The following is an 18,073-nucleotide window of genomic DNA, read 5'->3' as shown; positions in this document are numbered from 1 at the left end:
GCTCAAACTTACTCTTTGCCATGTGGGCTCTCCACTCTTTTAAGGTCCCCTGAGGGATCTAATTCTTGTTATCGGTCAATTGGTATTCCGGTCACTTCTGACCGGAATACTTTGCCTGGATTTCGGTTGCGACGTTCGAGGGGACCGGTGAATAGTGATCAAACGTCATCGTGTACTGCGCGCGGCCCTGAGACATGGAGCGCAGGTTGTCGACGTATTTGAACATGTTCGCCAGCGGGACGTTCGCGTTGATGACAACCGCGACGCCACGGCTTTCCTGACCTTGGATCTGGCCACGGCGAGAGTTCAGGTCGCCGATCACGTCGCCGACGTAATCTTCCGGCGTGACAACTTCGACCTTCATCATCGGCTCGAGCAGCTGAGCGCCGGCCTTCTTGGCTGCTTCACGGAAGCAGGCGCGAGAAGCGATTTCGAACGCGAGGACAGACGAGTCAACATCGTGGAATGCACCGTCGATGAGTGTCGCCTTGACGCCGAGCATCGGGAAGCCCGCCAGCGGACCGGAGGACAGAACGCTTTCGATACCCTTCTGAACGCCCGGAATGTATTCCTTCGGAACAGCACCGCCGACGATCTTGGATTCGAACTTGAAGTCGTCGCCTTCCGGGTTCGGTTCGAAGACGATCTTGACGCGCGCGAACTGACCGGTACCACCGGACTGCTTCTTGTGCGTGTAGTCTTCTTCGTGCTGGCGCGTGATGGTTTCGCGGTAAGCAACTTGCGGCGCACCGACGTTTGCTTCGACCTTGAACTCGCGACGCATACGGTCGACGATGATGTCGAGGTGAAGTTCGCCCATGCCGGCGATGATCGTCTGGCCGGATTCCTGGTCGGTCTTCACGCGGAAGGACGGGTCTTCAGCAGCCAGGCGGTTGAGCGCGAGGCCCATCTTTTCCTGGTCGCCCTTGGACTTCGGCTCGATCGCGATCTGGATGACCGGCTCGGGGAATTCCATGCGCTCGAGAATAACAGGCTTCAGCGGATCGCAGAGCGTGTCACCCGTGGTGGTTTCCTTGAGACCGGCGAGAGCAACGATGTCGCCTGCGAAAGCTTCATCAATGTCTTCACGCGAATTCGAGTGCATCTGCAGCATACGGCCGACACGCTCGCGCTTGTCCTTGACCGTGTTCAAAACCGACGAACCCTTTTCGAGCTTGCCGGAGTAGATGCGTGCGAACGTCAGCGAACCGACGAAGGGGTCGTTCATGATCTTGAACGCGAGCATCGAAAGCGGCTCGGAGTCGTCAGCATGGCGTTCGATTTCGGCTTCGGTCTTGAAGTCGATGCCCTTGATCGCCGGAATGTCGAGCGGCGACGGCAGGTAGTCGACAACCGCGTCGAGCAGCGGCTGAACGCCCTTGTTCTTGAAAGCGGTACCGCAGAACATCGGATGGAACTTGACGTCGATCGTACCGCGACGGACGAGCGCGCGGATCTGATCGTTGTCAGGCATGTTGCCTTCGAGGTAGGCTTCCATCGCGGCTTCGTCGATCTCGACAACGGTCTCGATCAGCTTTTCGCGATATTCTTCAGCCTTAGCCTTCAGGTCTTCCGGGATTTCGACGACGTCCCACTGAGCGCCGAGTGATTCATCGCGCCATACGAGAGCGTTCATCTCGATCAGGTCGACGACGCCCTTGAAGTCGCTTTCTGCGCCGATCGGCAGCTGCATGACGACAGCCGTTGCGCCGAGACGGGTCTTGATCATCTCGACCGAGCGGTAGAAGTCCGCACCGGTCTTGTCCATCTTGTTGCAGAAGATCATACGCGGAACGTTGTACTTCTCAGCCTGACGCCAGACGGTTTCCGTCTGCGGCTCAACACCTGCGTTGGCATCAAGAAGAGCAATAGCACCGTCGAGAACGCGCAGCGAACGCTCGACTTCGATGGTGAAGTCGACGTGGCCGGGGGTGTCGATGATGTTGAAGCGGCGCATCTTGCCGTCACGGCCCTTCCAGAAGGTCGTGGTGGCAGCGGAGGTGATCGTGATGCCACGCTCCTGCTCCTGCTCCATCCAGTCCATCGTGGCCGCGCCATCGTGCACTTCGCCGATCTTGTGCGACTTGCCGGTGTAGTAAAGGATACGCTCGGTCGTCGTCGTCTTGCCGGCGTCGATGTGCGCCATGATACCGAAATTACGGTAGTCTTCGATTTTATATTCGCGAGCCATTGTGGACTGCCTTTCGAACCCGTTCGGGATTACCAGCGATAATGCGAGAACGCACGGTTGGCATCAGCCATCTTGTGCGTGTCTTCGCGCTTCTTGACCGCGGAACCACGGTTGTTGGATGCATCGAGAAGCTCGCCCGACAGTCGGTCGACCATGGTCGTTTCGTTGCGCTTGCGCGCAGCAGCAATCAGCCAGCGGATCGCCAGGGCCTGACGGCGCTCCGGACGAACATCAACCGGAACCTGATAGGTTGCACCACCAACGCGGCGCGAACGGACTTCAACGTGCGGAGCAACGTTGTCCAGAGCCTGATGGAACACACCGAGCGGCTCCTGCTTGGACTTGCCCTGCACGGCGTCGAATGCGCCGTATACAATGCTCTCTGCGACAGACTTCTTGCCGTCAAGCATGATTGCATTCATGAACTTGGTAACAACCAGATCGCCGAACTTCGGATCCGGGTTGATCTCGCGCTTTTCTGCTCTGTGACGTCGGGACATACTTCTCGTCTCTTCAATGGTTTAGGCGCTCTACCACGCGGAGGACCTCGCGCAGCGCCGGGATTTCAAAACCGAATTACTTCGGACGCTTCGCACCGTACTTCGAACGGCGCTGCTTGCGGTTCTTAACACCCTGGGTATCGAGAACGCCGCGAATGATGTGGTAACGGACACCCGGAAGGTCCTTAACACGGCCGCCACGGATCATGACGACAGAGTGTTCCTGAAGGTTGTGACCTTCACCGGGAATGTAACCAATGACTTCGAAGCCGTTGGTCAGACGGATCTTTGCGACCTTACGGAGAGCCGAGTTCGGCTTCTTCGGCGTCGTCGTGTAGACGCGGGTGCAAACGCCGCGCTTCTGAGGGTTTTCCTGCAGGGCAGGAACCTTATTACGCTTTACGTTCGCCTGACGCGGCTTGCGGATAAGCTGGTTTACGGTAGGCATTCAACCATCCCTTACGTTTATATCTCAATCCCTTGCGGGCGTAACTCGCGCCGTCTCCGGCAAGATCACACGCTTGTCTCAATGCGCAAAACGTGGCCCGATCCGCTTTCGCAGATGGACCACTGAGAGCAGAGGACGCAAAAGACATGCGTCATGCGTGCAGGCATCATATCTTCAACGTGCGTTTCGAACCTTGTTTGAGGTGATCTCCGGGGCGCGTCGCCCCGAATGGCCATGCCTCACATGGGTCCGGATGGCGCGGGTACTACTGGTTTCCCGTCGTCTCGTCAAGGCCGTTAAGAAATAAACTTCGGCGGAACGCCTTGAAACCGGGCCATTGCGCGCTCTTTTGGGGCTTCTAGGCGAATTCGCCACCGACCGCCAAGATAAACTTGAGCATTGGAGCAAAAAGCAGCTATGGAATCACTGATTGCAGCCGCTAAGCGCATGAAATCAGATTCAAATCTCGAATCGAAGGACCTCCGATGATTACCGCCCCCGACAATGACAACAATTCCGAAGGACCGATGGTCTTCATCATCATCGGCAAGGGCTATCAGTCCGATGACAGCGACGGCGTCGACCTCCACATCATGCTCAAGGCCGCCGATGACGACAGCGCCGTGCGCGAGGCCCTGAACGCTCTCGCCGAAGAAGGCTTCATCGAGGCGGACCTCGACCAGATCGGCATGCTGACCGAAGTCCCGGAAGAGGAGCCGCATGCCTCTGCCTACCAGGGCGCCGTCGACGGCGAAGTCGCGATCATCCGCTTCAGCTGAGACCCCGATGAAGCCGGATGCGCTCAAGGTGCTGATCTATGCCACCTGGCGCGACCGGCTGCTGGGTTTTGATGAGCCCGACTTCCCGGAGGTCGCGCTTCAGGTTCCGGGCGGCACGGTGGAGACTGGCGAAGATATCGCCGCCGCGGCACTTCGCGAGTTCTCGGAAGAGACCGGGATCCTGCCCGAAACTCCCCTCGCCCCGCTCATCTTTCATGACTACCGCTTTTCCAAGGACGGAACCGAATTTTGTCACCGGCGGCACTATTTCCACATTCCCCTCGAAGGTGAGCAACCCGCCAGCTGGTTGCATCGCGAAATGACGCCGTTCAGCGGCGGAAGTCCGATCCTGTTCCGCTTCTTCTGGCTTGGCTTCGACGACGCCCGCACACGGCTGGGCTACGGCATGGAGCACTCCTTACCGCTACTTGGCTGAGCCTCTCGTACTCACCCTGACAAAAAACGCGAAAACAAAAGCCGCCCGGATCACTCCGGGCGGCTTTTTAATTCAATTCTGAGAACCAAGCTGCCGATTATTCGGCAGCCGGTGCGCTCTCACCCGCGAGATCCTGCAGCATCGGGGTGGCGACATCGGCGCCCGTGCCCTTGCGGCGTTCTTCGAGGATCATCTCGTCGCGCGACGTAGCGATGCGGCGGATCTGCGTCATCGTGCCACCGGTACCGGCCGGGATCAGGCGACCAACAATGACGTTTTCCTTCAGACCCTGTAGGCCGTCGGTCTTGCCGGCGATCGCAGCTTCCGTGAGAACCTTTGTGGTCTCCTGGAACGAAGCAGCCGAGATGAACGACGGGGTCTGCAGCGACGCCTTGGTGATACCCAGCAGAACCGGATCGCCGTAAGCAGGCTTCTTGCCCTGTTCGATCAGCGTATCGTTGACGTCTTCGAGCTCGATACGGTCGACGTTGTCGCCGACGATATAGGTCGAGTCGCCCGCATCGGTGATTTCCACCTTCTGCAGCATCTGACGGACAATCACTTCGATGTGCTTGTCGTTGATGACAACGCCCTGCAAGCGATAGACTTCCTGGATTTCGTTGACGAGGTACGAAGCCAGAGCTTCGACGCCCTTGATCGCCAGGATGTCGTGCGGAGCCGGGTTACCGTCGAGGATGTAGTCACCCTTTTCGATATAGTCGCCTTCCTGAAGGTGGAAGGGTTTGCCCTTCGGGATCAGGTATTCAACAGGCTCAACACCGTCTTCTGCCGGCTCGATGATGACGCGACGCTTGTTCTTGTAGTCGCGGCCGAGGCGGATCGTGCCATCGATCTCAGCGATGATGGCGTGGTCCTTCGGACGACGAGCTTCGAACAGTTCAGCAACACGCGGCAGACCACCGGTGATGTCCTTGGTCTTGGCGCTTTCGAGCGGCGAACGTGCAAGCACGTCACCCTGCGACACCTTCGTGCCCGGCTCGACCGACAGGATCGCGTCGACCGACAGCAGGAAGCGGGCGTCACCACCGCGGGACAGCTTCATGACATTACCACTGGCATCCTTGATGACGATTGCCGGCTTGAGGTCCGAACCACGCGGGGTCGAACGCCAGTCGATAACCTGACGCTTGGTGATACCTGTGGATTCGTCGGTCGCTTCGAGAACCGAGAGACCGTCGACCACGTCTTCGAACTGAACGGTACCAGCCACTTCCGTCATCATCGGACGGGTGTAGGGATCCCACTCTGCCAGACGCTGACCACGCTTGACCTTGTCGCCATCGTCGACATGCAGCTTCGAACCATAGGCAACGCGCTGCGAGGAGCGCTCGACGCCACGCTCGTCCAGGATCTGGACGGTCATGTTGCGGCCCATGGCAACGAGGTTGCCATCCGAGTTGCGCAGCAGGTTGCGGTTCTTGATCTGAACCGTGCCTTCATACGAAGCTTCCAGGAACGACTGGTCGACCACCGTTGCCGTACCACCAAGGTGGAACGTACGCATGGTGAGCTGCGTGCCCGGCTCGCCGATCGACTGAGCAGCGATAACACCGACCGCTTCGCCCATGTTGACAGGCGTACCGCGTGCAAGGTCACGACCATAGCAGACCGCGCAAACACCCGTCTGGATTTCACAGGTCAGGGCCGAGCGGATGCGGATCGACTGGATACCAGCCTTTTCGATCTCGATGACATCGGGCTCGAGGATCATCTTGCCGGCATCGACGATACGCTCGCCGGTGACCGGATGATCGATATCATCCAGCGCGGTACGGCCGAGGATACGAGCGCCGAGCGAGGCCACGACCTGACCGGCATCGACGATGGCGGTCATGGTGAGGCCCTTGTCGGTGCCGCAATCCACCGAGTTGACGATGCAATCCTGTGCGACGTCGACGAGACGACGGGTCAGGTAACCAGAGTTCGCGGTCTTCAAGGCGGTATCTGCGAGACCCTTACGGGCGCCGTGCGTCGAGTTGAAGTACTCGTTGACGGTCAGGCCTTCCTTGAAGTTCGAGGTGATCGGCGTTTCGATGATTTCGCCCGACGGCTTGGCCATCAGGCCGCGCATGCCGCCCAGCTGGCGCATCTGGTTCGGAGAACCGCGGGCGCCCGAGTGCGACATCATGTAAATGGCGTTCATCGGCTTCTGGCGACCGGTCTTTTCATCGAATTCGACGGCCTTGATGCGGGCCATCATGTCTTCGGCGACCTTCTCGGTGGCCTTGCCCCAGGCGTCGACAACCTTGTTGTACTTTTCGCCCTGTGTGATGAGACCGTCGTTGTACTGCTGCTCGTATTCCTTGACCAGGTTTTCGGTGTCACCAACGATCTTCGCCTTGGTGTCCGGAATGACCATGTCGTCCTTGCCGAACGAAATGCCGGCGCGGCAGGCATGGCTGAAGCCGAGCTGCATGATGCGGTCGCAGAAAATGACTGTGTCCTTCTGGCCGCAATGGCGGTAGACCGCGTCGATCATCTTGGAGATGTTCTTCTTGGTCATTTCCTGGTTGCAGACGTCGAAGGTCACCTTGCCGTTCTTCGGCAGGAGTTCACCGATGAGCAGACGGCCCGGAGTCGTTTCGTAGATCTTCGAGTACGGCTTGCCATCCTCGCCGATCGACTTGAAGCGGCCGCGGATCTTGGTGTGCAGCGTGACGACCTTGGTCTCAAGCGCATGATGCAGTTCGCCGAGGTCGGAGAAGGCCATACCTTCGCCCGGCTCGTTCTGGTTCATGATCGAGAGATAGTAGAGGCCGAGAACCATGTCCTGTGACGGAACGATGATCGGTGCACCGTTTGCAGGGTGCAGGATGTTGTTCGTCGACATCATCAGAACGCGGGCTTCGAGCTGAGCTTCGAGCGATAGCGGCACGTGAACCGCCATCTGGTCACCGTCGAAGTCGGCGTTAAAGGCCGTGCAGACGAGCGGATGCAACTGGATCGCCTTGCCTTCGACCAGGGTAGGTTCGAAGGCCTGGATGCCCAGGCGGTGCAGCGTCGGTGCGCGGTTCAGGAGAACCGGATGCTCGCGGATGACCTCGTCGAGGATATCCCAAACCTCAGGCTTTTCCTTTTCCACCAGCTTCTTCGCCTGCTTGACGGTCGAGGAATAACCCTTGGCGTCGAGGCGGGCATAGATGAACGGCTTGAAGAGCTCGAGCGCCATCTTCTTCGGAAGACCGCACTGGTGCAGCTTGAGTTCCGGACCGGTCACGATGACGGAACGGCCGGAGTAGTCGACGCGCTTGCCGAGCAGGTTCTGACGGAAGCGGCCCTGCTTGCCCTTCAGCATGTCGGACAGCGACTTCAGCGGACGCTTGTTGGCGCCGGTGATGACGCGGCCGCGACGGCCGTTGTCGAACAGCGCGTCTACAGATTCCTGCAGCATGCGCTTTTCGTTGCGGATGATGATGCCCGGAGCGCGCAGTTCGATCAGGCGCTTCAGACGGTTGTTGCGGTTGATGACGCGGCGGTACAGATCGTTGAGGTCCGACGTCGCGAAACGACCACCGTCGAGCGGAACCAGCGGACGCAGATCCGGCGGGATCACCGGAACGACCTTCATGATCATCCATTCCGGACGGTTGCCCGACTCCATGAAGTTCTCGACGATCTTCAGGCGCTTCATCAGCTTCTTCTGCTTGAGATCCGACGTCGTGTCGGCAAGCTCCGAGCGCAGATCGCCCGCGATCTTTTCGAGGTTCATCGAGGCCAGCATCTCGTAGATAGCCTCAGCGCCGATCATGGCCGTGAACTGGTCTTCACCGTATTCGTCGACGGCCAGCATGTACTCTTCTTCCGAGAGGAGCTGGTGCTCCTTGAGGGCGGTGAGGCCCGGCTCGGTGACAATGTAGTTTTCGAAGTAGAGAACGCGCTCGACATCCTTCAGCGTCATGTCGAGCAGCGTCGAGATGCGTGATGGCAGCGACTTCAGGAACCAGATGTGGGCGACCGGAGCGGCGAGCTCGATATGGCCCATGCGCTCACGGCGAACGCGCGACAGCGTAACTTCAACGCCGCACTTTTCGCAGATGATGCCCTTGTACTTCATGCGCTTGTACTTGCCGCACAGGCACTCGTAGTCCTTGATCGGTCCGAAGATGCGCGCGCAGAAGAGACCGTCGCGTTCCGGCTTGAACGTACGGTAGTTGATGGTTTCCGGCTTCTTGATCTCACCGTAAGACCAGGAAAGAATCTTCTCCGGAGAAGCAATCGAAATCCGGATGGAATCGAAGTTCTGTGCAGGCACCTGCGGATTGAAAAGATTCATGACCTCTTGGTTCATGCCTGTCTCCTTCATGGGCGGATGCGCCCTTAGCTTGCATGGACGGCGGCAAATCCCGGGAGCCGCGCCAACGCTCAAAACGACAATAACCGCAGAATGCGGCGAAATCGTCCCTGCTCGGCCGACACACACGGGGCCAGAGCGGGAACGGTGTGCGCTGCGTTGCAGCGCACACCCTATCAGTGGTTACTCGGCGGCGTCCGGCAACTGGCTGGCCTGCTGCTCATCGACCTTCGAATTCTCGAGTTCGACAGAGAGACCAAGCGAGCGCATTTCCTTGACGAGAACGTTGAAGCTTTCCGGAATACCGGCTTCGAACGTATCGTCGCCACGGACGATGGCTTCGTAGACCTTGGTACGGCCGGCGACGTCATCCGACTTCACCGTCAGCATTTCCTGCAGCGTGTAGGCTGCACCATATGCTTCCAGAGCCCAGACTTCCATTTCGCCGAAGCGCTGACCGCCGAACTGCGCCTTGCCGCCCAGCGGCTGCTGGGTAACGAGCGAGTAAGGACCGATCGAGCGAGCGTGGATCTTGTCGTCGACCAAGTGGTTCAGCTTCAGCATGTAGATGTAGCCGACCGTCACCTGGCGGTCGAACTGCTCACCAGTACGGCCGTCGTACAGCGTCGACTGACCGCTTTCCTTGAGACCAGCCAGAGCCAGCATCGCATTGACGTCACCTTCATGAGCGCCGTCGAAGACCGGCGTTGCAATCGAAACGCCGCGTTTCCACTGGTCAGCCAGACGAAGGACCGAGTCATCGTCGAAGTCCTTGACCTGTTCGGCCTTCGGACCGTCGCCGACAACGTCGCCGATCGTCTTGCGCAGCGGCTCGATGTTGCCGCTGGCCTTGTAGGCTTCCAGCATGTCACCGATCTGGCGGCCCATGCCGGCACAAGCCCAGCCAAGGTGCGTCTCGAGGATCTGACCGACGTTCATGCGAGAAGGCACGCCCAGCGGGTTCAGAACGACGTCGACGTGCGTACCATCTTCCAGGAACGGCATGTCTTCGACCGGAACGATACGCGACACGACACCCTTGTTACCGTGACGGCCTGCCATCTTGTCGCCTGGCTGGATCTTGCGCTTAACAGCAACGAAGACCTTAACCATCTTCATGACGCCCGGAGGCATTTCGTCGCCGCGCTGGACCTTCTCGACCTTGTCCATGAAGCGCTGTTCAAGGCGCGACTTGGATTCGTCGTACTGGCCGCGGAGAGCTTCGAGTTCGCCCTGGACCTTTTCGTCTTCAACAGCAAACATCCACCACTGCGAGCGGGGATATTCGGAAACGACGTTGTTCGCCAGTTCGGTGCCCTTTTTGAAGCCCTTCGGGCCAGCAATCGCGACCTGGCCGCGCAGCATGTCGACCAGACGGCCGTAGACGTTACGGTCGAGGATTGCCTGCTCGTCATCGCGGTCCTTTGCAAGACGCTCGATCTCTTCGCGCTCGATCGCCATCGCGCGCTCGTCCTTCTCAACGCCGTGGCGATTGAAGACGCGCACTTCGACGATCGTGCCGTAGGTGCCGGGCGGCATGCGCATGGAGGTGTCGCGGACGTCCGAAGCCTTTTCACCGAAGATGGCGCGCAGAAGCTTTTCTTCCGGCGTCATCGGGCTTTCGCCCTTCGGCGTGATCTTGCCGACGAGGATATCGCCCGGCTGAACTTCGGCGCCGATGTAGACGATACCGGCTTCGTCGAGGTTCTTCAGCGCTTCTTCCGAAACGTTCGGAATGTCGCGCGTGATTTCTTCCGGACCAAGCTTGGTATCACGGGCCATCACTTCGAACTCTTCGATGTGGATGGACGTGAACACGTCGTCGGCAACGATGCGCTCGGAGAGCAGGATCGAGTCTTCGTAGTTGTAGCCGTTCCACGGCATGAACGCGACGAGCGCGTTACGGCCGAGAGCGAGATCGCCCAGGTCCGTCGACGGACCGTCGGCGAGGATGTCGCCACGGTTGACAACGTCACCGACGGTTACCAGCGGGCGCTGGTTGACGCAGGTGTTCTGGTTCGAACGCTGGAACTTCTGCAGACGGTAAATGTCGACGCCGGACTTGCCAGCTTCGAGGTCTTCCGTCGCACGGATAACGATACGCGTCGCGTCGACCTGGTCGACCACGCCGCCGCGGCGGGCGCCGATAGCAGCACCGGAGTCGCGGGCGACAACCGGCTCCATGCCGGTACCGACAAACGGAGCTTCAGCACGCAGCAGCGGAACGGCCTGACGCTGCATGTTCGAGCCCATGAGAGCGCGGTTGGCGTCGTCGTTTTCCAGGAACGGGATGAGAGCCGCAGCAACCGAAACGACCTGCTTCGGCGAAACGTCCATCAGGTTCATGCTGTCGCGCGGAGCGAGCATAACTTCGCCGGCGTGACGGCAAACGACGAATTCGTCGACGAACGAGCCGTCGGCAGACAGTTCGGCGTTAGCCTGAGCGACGTAGTACTTCGCTTCTTCCATTGCAGAGAGGTAAAGAACGTCGTTCGTCACCTTGCCGTCAACGATGCGACGGTACGGGCTTTCGATGAAGCCGTACTTGTTGACGCGTGCGAAGGTAGCCAGCGAGTTGATCAGACCGATGTTCGGGCCTTCCGGCGTTTCGATCGGGCAAATACGGCCGTAGTGGGTCGGATGAACGTCGCGGACTTCGAAGCCTGCGCGCTCGCGGGTCAGACCACCCGGGCCAAGTGCCGAAAGACGGCGCTTGTGGGTGATTTCCGAAAGCGGGTTCACCTGGTCCATGAACTGCGAGAGCTGCGAGGAGCCGAAGAATTCGCGAACGGCAGCAGCTGCCGGCTTCGCGTTGATCAGGTCCTGCGGCATGACCGTGTCGATTTCGATCGAGGACATGCGTTCCTTGATCGCGCGCTCCATACGGAGCAGGCCGAGACGGTACTGGTTTTCCATCAGTTCGCCGACGGAGCGAACGCGACGGTTGCCGAGGTTGTCGATGTCGTCGATTTCGCCCTTGCCGTCGCGCAGTTCGACCAGCATCTTGACCACGGCCAGGATGTCGTCCTTGCGCAGGATGCGGACAGTGTCTTCGACGTCGAGGTCGAGACGCATGTTCATCTTCACGCGACCAACGGCGGAGAGATCGTAGCGCTCCGCATCGAAGAACAGCGAGTTGAACATGGCTTCGGCCGATTCCATCGTCGGCGGTTCACCGGGACGCATGACGCGGTAGATGTCGAACAGAGCGTCCTGACGGTTCTCGTTCTTGTCTGCAGTCAGCGTGTTGCGGATGTAGGCGCCGACGTTGATGTGGTCGATGCCGAGGACCGGGATCTCTTCGAAACCGTTCTGCAGGATGATCGGCAGCGTCTTCTCGTCGATCTCATCACCTGCCTCGAGGTAGATTTCACCCGTCGAGTAGTTGACGATGTCTTCGGCGAGGTAGTTGCCGTACAGGTCTTCGTCGGTTGCCTTCAGAGCCTTGAGGCCCTTGTCGGCGAGCTGGCGGAGCAGACGCGGCGTCAGCTTCTTGCCGGCTTCGACAACGACTTCACCGGTGTCGGCGTCAACCATTTCGGTGATCGCCTTGGCACCCTTGAGGGTCTCGGGCTTGAACGGAATGCGCCAGCCCTTGCCGTCGCGCTGATAGTCGGACTTCGTGTAGAAGGTCGACAGGATTTCTTCGCCGTCCATGCCAAGCGCCATCAGCAGCGATGTCACGGGGATCTTGCGGCGGCGGTCAATACGGGCATAGACGATGTCCTTGGCGTCGAACTCGATGTCGAGCCAGGAACCGCGATACGGAATCACGCGGGCAGCGAAGAGCAGCTTGCCGGACGAATGGCTTTTGCCCTTGTCGTGATCGAAGAAGACGCCCGGCGAACGGTGCATCTGAGACACGATAACGCGCTCGGTGCCGTTGACGATGAACGTACCGTTGTTGGTCATGAGCGGCATGTCGCCCATGTAGACCGACTGTTCCTTGATGTCCTTGATGGACTTCGCGCCCGTATCTTCATCGATATCGAACACGATAAGACGGAGAGTAACTTTCAGCGGCGCGGCGTAGGTCAGGTCGCGCTGGCGGCATTCATCGACGTCGAACTTCGGCGGTTCGAACTCGTAGGACACGAATTCCAGCATTGAAGCGCCGGAGAAATCCGTGATCGGGAAAACGGACTTGAAGACAGCCTGAAGGCCCTCATCAGGGCGACCGCCCTTGGGCTCTTCAACCATCAGGAATTGATCATATGATGCCTTTTGAACCTCGATGAGGTTTGGCATTTCTGCGACTTCTGGGATCTTACCGAAAAACTTGCGTACGCGCCTACGACCATTGAATGAAAGGGTCTGAGCCATCGTCGCTCCTTCAAAATTGCATCCGGGCCTGCAACGGACGGGAACCGATGGCCAGTCGACCCCGTCAATCAATGAGTAGTTCAATCTCGTCTCACTTCCCGAACTGCGAGGCCGGATTGCCTGCGCGTCTCGGTTCGAGACCATCCTCTTGAAGAACCCATTACCCAAAAGCCGTCTTTAAGCGGCTTTTGGGTAATTCGTTCCAGAAAACGGCAAATGGGAGGCGGGAAATCCCACCTCCCAAATGCAGTTCAAGATTACTTAACGTCAGCCTTAGCGCCGGCGTCTTCAAGCTTCTTCTTGATGTCAGCGGCTTCAGCCTTGGAAACGCCTTCCTTGACAGCTTTCGGAGCGGCCTCAACGAGGTCCTTAGCTTCCTTCAGGCCGAGACCAGTGATGGCGCGGACTTCCTTGATGACGTTGATCTTGTTAGCGCCGGCGTCAGCCAGGATAACGTCGAACTCAGTCTTTTCTTCTTCAACAGCAGCAGCAGCACCTGCACCACCAGCAGCGGCAGCAACAGCTACCGGAGCAGCGGCGGAAACGCCCCACTTTTCTTCAAGAAGCTTAGAAAGCTCTGCTGCTTCCAGAACGGTCAGCGAGGAGAGGTCGTCTACGATCTTTGCGAGATCAGCCATGTTATCAGTTCCTTTTGTTCGGTTCGAACCGGTGTTTTATAAACAGCAAAAAACCGCCTTATGCGGCTTCGTCCTTCTTGGCGTAAGCCGAGAACACGCGAGCAAGCTGGCTTGCCGGTGCTGCAACAACGCCTGCAATGCGGGTAGCCGGTGTCTGGATCATGCCCAGCAGCTTCGCACGCAGTTCGTCCAACGACGGCAGGGTCGCAAGCGACTTGACTGCATCGGCGTTGAGCGTGGTTGTTCCCATGGCGCCGCCGAGTACAACGATCTTGTCGTTGCCCTTGGCGAAATCCACGACGACTTTCGGAGCGGTGATCGGATCAGTGCTGTATGCAATCAGCGTCTGACCGGTGAAGAGATTGGAAATCCCTTCCGCTTCCGTACCCTGAAGGGCGATCTTGGCCAGGCGGTTCTTCGCGACTTTGACGGTACCGCCAGCTGCGCGCATCTTCGAACGGAAGTCGTTCATCTGCGCGACTGTAGCACCAGCATAGTGGGCCACGACAACCGAGCCCGAAGCCTTGAAGACTTCGTTCAGTTCCGTGACGAATTCGCGTTTTTCCGCTCTTTCCACTGCCTATCTCCAGTTGGCAGGACCTTTTGACGGGGCCTACCGGGTTGCCTTTGCCTCCTGGGATCAGAGGAGATCCCAAGCGACGCTTGAGGATCCTGTCCCCTCGCGCTTCGCGCCAAAGAAAGGCCGAAGGCACAAGGCATCCAAGGCTCGAACCAAATTCCTAGAAGCAGTACTTCATGCAATTCGGGTCTTACCCGTCTCATGCAGGCGAAGTGATTAAGGGAAAACCACCTGCAATCTCGGACAGGATTCCGGATTTCTCCGGAATACTCCGGCCCCTTGCGGGACCGGAATTCTTTATAGCCGGGCAGAAGCCCGGCGAACTTGTTAAGCGGCCGGAGCCGTAACCGACGACGGGTCGATCTTGACGCCCGGGCCCATGGTCGAGGAGATCGCTACGCGCTTGACGTAGTTGCCCTTCGCACCAGCCGGCTTTGCCTTGATGACTGCATCAGCGAAGGCACGGATGTTCTCTTCCAGAGCCTTGGCATCGAAGGATGCCTTGCCAACGCCAGCATGAACGATACCAGCCTTTTCGACGCGGAACTCGACAGCGCCGCCCTTGGATGCCTTGACGGCACCAGCAACGTCCATCGTAACCGTACCAACCTTCGGGTTCGGCATCATGCCACGCGGGCCGAGAACCTTACCGAGGCGGCCGACGAGCGGCATCATGTCCGGGGTCGCGATGCAGCGATCGAAATCGATCTTGCCGCCCTGGACGATTTCAACGAGCTCTTCAGCGCCGACGATATCGGCGCCAGCTGCCTTGGCTTCATCAGCCTTGGCGCCACGAGCGAAGACAGCAACGCGAACGTCGCGGCCCGTGCCGTTCGGCAGGTTGACAACGCCGCGGACCATCTGGTCTGCGTGACGGGGATCAACGCCGAGGTTCATAGCGACTTCGATGGTTTCATCGAACTTCGCAACCGCGCGCTCCTTGACCATGCCGATTGCAAGGTTCAGAGCGTAGAGCTTTGTGGGATCAACACCTTCGTTGATCTTCTTGGTGCGCTTGCCAGCCATGGTCTTATCCTACCACTTCCAGGCCCATGGCGCGGGCAGAGCCCTCGATCATCGCCATTGCACCTTCGATGTCCGCTGCATTCAGATCCTTCATCTTGGCTTCTGCGATCGACTTGATCTGAGCCTTGGTGAGCTTGCCGGCGACGGCGCCCTTGCCAGGCGTCTTCGAACCAGACGTGATCTTCGCTTCCTTCTTCAGCCAGTAGCTGACCGGCGGCTGCTTCATCGCGAAGGTGAAGGACTTGTCCTGGTAGTAGGTAATGACGACCGGGATCGGCATACCCTTTTCCATTTCCTGCGTAGCGGCATTGAACGCCTTGCAGAATTCCATGATGTTAATGCCACGCTGACCAAGCGCCGGGCCGATTGGCGGGGACGGGTTTGCCGATCCTGCCTTGACCTGAAGCTTGAGCTGGCCTGCAACTTTCTTAGCCATATCTCTCTGCCTTTCATTGATGACCGGTTGCCCGGCCAGTGATGCCGGATGTCTCCGGCGGCTGCGGTTGCGTGGTGCGGATCACAGGGTCCGGCTAAGACCCCTCACCTTCCACGCGGTTCGCGGTTCACACCGCGCCCGCTCAGACTTTTTCGACCTGAGCGTATTCCAGCTCGACCGGCGTAGCGCGGCCGAAGATCGACACTTCAACCTTCAGGCGCGAACGCTCTTCGTCCACATCCTGAACCGTGCCGTTGAACGAAGCGAACGGACCATCCGAGACACGGACCTGCTCGCCGATCTCGAAGGTAACGGATGCCTTCGGCCGCTCGACACCTTCCTGAACCTGACCGAGAATACGCTCAGCTTCATAGTCCGGAATCGGAACGGGCTTATTGTCGGAGCCGAGGAAACCAGTGACCTTCGGCGTATTCTTGATCAGGTGGTAGGCTTCATCCGTAAGATTGGCACGAACAAGAACGTAACCCGGGAAGAACTTGCGCTCGGAATCAACCTTACGGCCGCGACGCACTTCAACCACCTTCTCGGTCGGAACGAGAATTTTTTCGAACAAATGCTCGAGGCCCTTCTGCCGAGCCTTATTCTCGATGTCTTCCGCGACCTTCTTTTCAAAATTCGAATACGCGTGGACGATGTACCAACGTGCCGCCATGTTACTGCTCCACCCGATCAATTGCCGACGTTAAGCACGAAGCTCAACAGCCAGCCAATGAGCTGGTCAGCGGCAAAAAAGAACAGCGCGGCAAAGATCACCATTACAAGCACCATGACCGTCGAGATCATCGTCTCGCGGCGCGACGGCCAGGTAACTTTCGACGTCTCGGAGCGAACCTGCTGCAGAAACGTAAACGGATTGGATTTGGATGCCATCGACTGCCCACGCAATTACGGCGCGTAAAGCTGAACATATCAGCCCCACGCACCGCGTGTCTGTTGAACCCTACATAAACATCGATTCCCAATTGCACAAGAGGGAAACCGAAGTTTAACGAACTTAGCCATACGTCGCCTTTCTGTCCCGAACCGCCGCGAGATATCCGCGCTACTCGTTCGAGAAAGATGGCAGGGGCAGAGGGGCTCGAACCCCCGACCTGCGGTTTTGGAGACCGCCGCTCTACCAGCTGAGCTATACCCCTTTACGCTTTACATTCAGCTTCTTGACCGACTGGCCGCGAAGCGCAACTGCAAGCATGGCGCTCCCTTTAAGGCGGCAGCGCAGGATTGGCAAGTGCGTTTTTCTATTTTTCCAATCCTGCGTCGCGGGAAAGGCCTGCGATCAGACTTTCACGTATTTGCGCCAGTCGTGCTCTTCCTTGAAGCCAAGTACTTCGCGGATCTTGCGGTTGGAGAGCAGCCCCTCGTATTCGCCGATTTCGCGCGTGAACGGCACGTTCGGATAGAATCGCTTAGCAAGCTCCCTCGACGGCGTATTGGCCGAGACCGTGTCATTCGCGGCGTTGAAGACCTGGAAACCCAAGCCGTCCTTCTCAATGCAGAGATGGCAGATCTGCCCGAGGTCGCGGGCGTCGATATAGCTCCAGGCGATACGCTTACGCATTTCAGGATTAGCGAAATAGGTCGGGAACCTCTCGTACTCGTGCGGCTCGATGACGTTGCCGATGCGCAGCGCGTAGATGTCGAAGCCGGAGCGTTCGGCAAAGGCGCGGGCCGTCGTCTCGTTCAGCACCTTGGAGAGACCATAGGAATCCATCGGATTGACGTCGTAGTCCTCCTCCAACGGAAACTGGTGGAAGTCGCGATGGCCTTCCGCAAAGCAGACGCCGTAGGTCGTCTCGCTCGAGGCGACGATGATCTTGCGGATGCCGAGCTTCACCGCCGCTTCGATGACGTTGTAGGTGCCCATCGTGTTGATGCGGAAGGTCTCGTTGTCAGGCTTGATGAGGATGCGCGGGATCGCCGCGAAATGCACTACTGCGTCGAAAGGCTGGACGCCCTTCCCTGCATCCATGTCCGGAAAATCGCGATGCATCGAAAGCGCATTGAAGACCTGGCCGCTGTCGGTGATGTCGGCAATCAGATTGGTCACACCGGGGCTATCAAGCGGCACCAAGTCGACGTTGTGAACCTCATAGCCGGCGTTAACCAGCCACGGCACCGAATGGCGCCCCGCCTTGCCCGAACCGCCCGTGAAGAGAATACGCTTTTTCATAGTGTCCTCCGCATATGAAATCGGAGGGATAGATAAACGCTTTGCACCCAAGCGCAAGACCACTGCTCGCATTGCGTTGGCACCATGGGCGACTTCCCCATTCACAAGAGCAGGCAAAGGAAAAGCCCCGCTGTTTCCAGCGGGGCCTTCTTAAATCCGGATAATCCGAAGATTACTCGACGATGGAGGCGACGATGCCTGCGCCGACGGTAC

The 18,073-nt window shown here is 58.6% G+C and carries 14 protein-coding genes and 1 tRNA gene; 2 read left to right on the top strand and 13 right to left on the bottom strand.

The features are described 5' to 3' along the window. Positions 1-91 precede the first annotated feature (91 nt). The 3 genes from fusA to rpsL form a co-directional block, all read right to left on the bottom strand. Positions 92-2,191 (bottom strand): elongation factor G, encoded by a 2,100-nt coding sequence (gene fusA, locus PMI09_RS09875; protein WP_007792018.1) that lies wholly within the window; start codon positions 2,189-2,191, stop codon positions 92-94. 29 nt (positions 2,192-2,220) lie between these two features. Next, positions 2,221-2,691 carry a 30S ribosomal protein S7 gene (gene rpsG, locus PMI09_RS09870; protein ID WP_007531641.1) on the bottom strand — a complete coding sequence of 157 codons (471 nt, stop codon included), beginning with the start codon at positions 2,689-2,691 and terminating at the stop codon, positions 2,221-2,223. 76 nt (positions 2,692-2,767) lie between these two features. Continuing rightward, on the bottom strand, positions 2,768-3,139 hold the full coding sequence (gene rpsL, locus PMI09_RS09865) for a 30S ribosomal protein S12 (protein ID WP_003547537.1): 372 nt from the start codon (positions 3,137-3,139) through the stop codon (positions 2,768-2,770). 485 nt (positions 3,140-3,624) lie between these two features. Here rpsL and PMI09_RS09860 point away from each other — a divergent pair, with 485 nt between their 5' ends. Together PMI09_RS09860 and PMI09_RS09855 are read left to right on the top strand one after the other, a co-directional pair. After that, complete coding sequence (locus tag PMI09_RS09860; protein ID WP_007792012.1) at positions 3,625-3,918, top strand: hypothetical protein; 294 nt, start codon at positions 3,625-3,627, stop codon at positions 3,916-3,918. Positions 3,919-3,925: 7 nt separating this feature from the next. Further along, a complete protein-coding gene (locus tag PMI09_RS09855) occupies positions 3,926-4,354 on the top strand; it encodes an NUDIX hydrolase (protein WP_007792009.1) in 429 nt (142 codons plus the stop codon). A 97-nt stretch (positions 4,355-4,451) separates the two neighbouring features. Here PMI09_RS09855 and rpoC read toward each other — a convergent pair whose 3' ends face one another. The 10 genes from rpoC to PMI09_RS09805 all read right to left on the bottom strand — a co-directional run bounded on the left by rpoC (position 4,452) and on the right by PMI09_RS09805 (position 17,860). Beyond that, positions 4,452-8,663 carry a DNA-directed RNA polymerase subunit beta' gene (gene rpoC, locus PMI09_RS09850; RefSeq protein WP_007792006.1) on the bottom strand — a complete coding sequence of 1,404 codons (4,212 nt, stop codon included), beginning with the start codon at positions 8,661-8,663 and terminating at the stop codon, positions 4,452-4,454. A 186-nt stretch (positions 8,664-8,849) separates the two neighbouring features. Then, positions 8,850-12,989, bottom strand: a complete 4,140-nt coding sequence (gene rpoB, locus PMI09_RS09845) for a DNA-directed RNA polymerase subunit beta (protein WP_007792003.1) — start codon at positions 12,987-12,989, stop codon at positions 8,850-8,852. A gap of 257 nt (positions 12,990-13,246) precedes the next feature. Next, positions 13,247-13,627 carry a 50S ribosomal protein L7/L12 gene (rplL, locus tag PMI09_RS09840; RefSeq protein WP_007792000.1) on the bottom strand — a complete coding sequence of 127 codons (381 nt, stop codon included), beginning with the start codon at positions 13,625-13,627 and terminating at the stop codon, positions 13,247-13,249. 58 nt (positions 13,628-13,685) lie between these two features. Beyond that, positions 13,686-14,204: a 50S ribosomal protein L10 gene (rplJ, locus tag PMI09_RS09835; protein ID WP_007791997.1), complete on the bottom strand. Its 519-nt coding sequence runs from the start codon at positions 14,202-14,204 to the stop codon at positions 13,686-13,688. 330 nt (positions 14,205-14,534) lie between these two features. Further along, entirely contained in the window at positions 14,535-15,233 is a 699-nt protein-coding gene (rplA, locus tag PMI09_RS09830; RefSeq protein WP_007791995.1) for a 50S ribosomal protein L1, read from the bottom strand. A gap of 4 nt (positions 15,234-15,237) precedes the next feature. Then, a complete protein-coding gene (gene rplK / locus PMI09_RS09825) occupies positions 15,238-15,669 on the bottom strand; it encodes a 50S ribosomal protein L11 (RefSeq protein ID WP_007791992.1) in 432 nt (143 codons plus the stop codon). 142 nt (positions 15,670-15,811) lie between these two features. Beyond that, positions 15,812-16,342, bottom strand: a complete 531-nt coding sequence (gene nusG / locus PMI09_RS09820; protein ID WP_007791989.1) for a transcription termination/antitermination protein NusG — start codon at positions 16,340-16,342, stop codon at positions 15,812-15,814. Positions 16,343-16,359: 17 nt separating this feature from the next. Beyond that, a complete protein-coding gene (gene secE, locus PMI09_RS09815) occupies positions 16,360-16,560 on the bottom strand; it encodes a preprotein translocase subunit SecE (RefSeq protein ID WP_007531587.1) in 201 nt (66 codons plus the stop codon). Between the two features lie 190 nt (positions 16,561-16,750). Further along, positions 16,751-16,826: transfer RNA gene (locus tag PMI09_RS09810), tRNA-Trp, on the bottom strand. A gap of 140 nt (positions 16,827-16,966) precedes the next feature. Then, on the bottom strand, positions 16,967-17,860 hold the full coding sequence (locus tag PMI09_RS09805; protein ID WP_007791986.1) for an NAD-dependent epimerase/dehydratase family protein: 894 nt from the start codon (positions 17,858-17,860) through the stop codon (positions 16,967-16,969). Positions 17,861-18,073: the final 213 nt, after the last annotated feature.

It is taken from the genome of Rhizobium sp. CF122 (assembly GCF_000282035.1).
In the GTDB taxonomy this organism is placed as follows: domain Bacteria; phylum Pseudomonadota; class Alphaproteobacteria; order Rhizobiales; family Rhizobiaceae; genus Rhizobium.
This window is presented reverse-complemented; position numbering and strand designations above follow the sequence as displayed.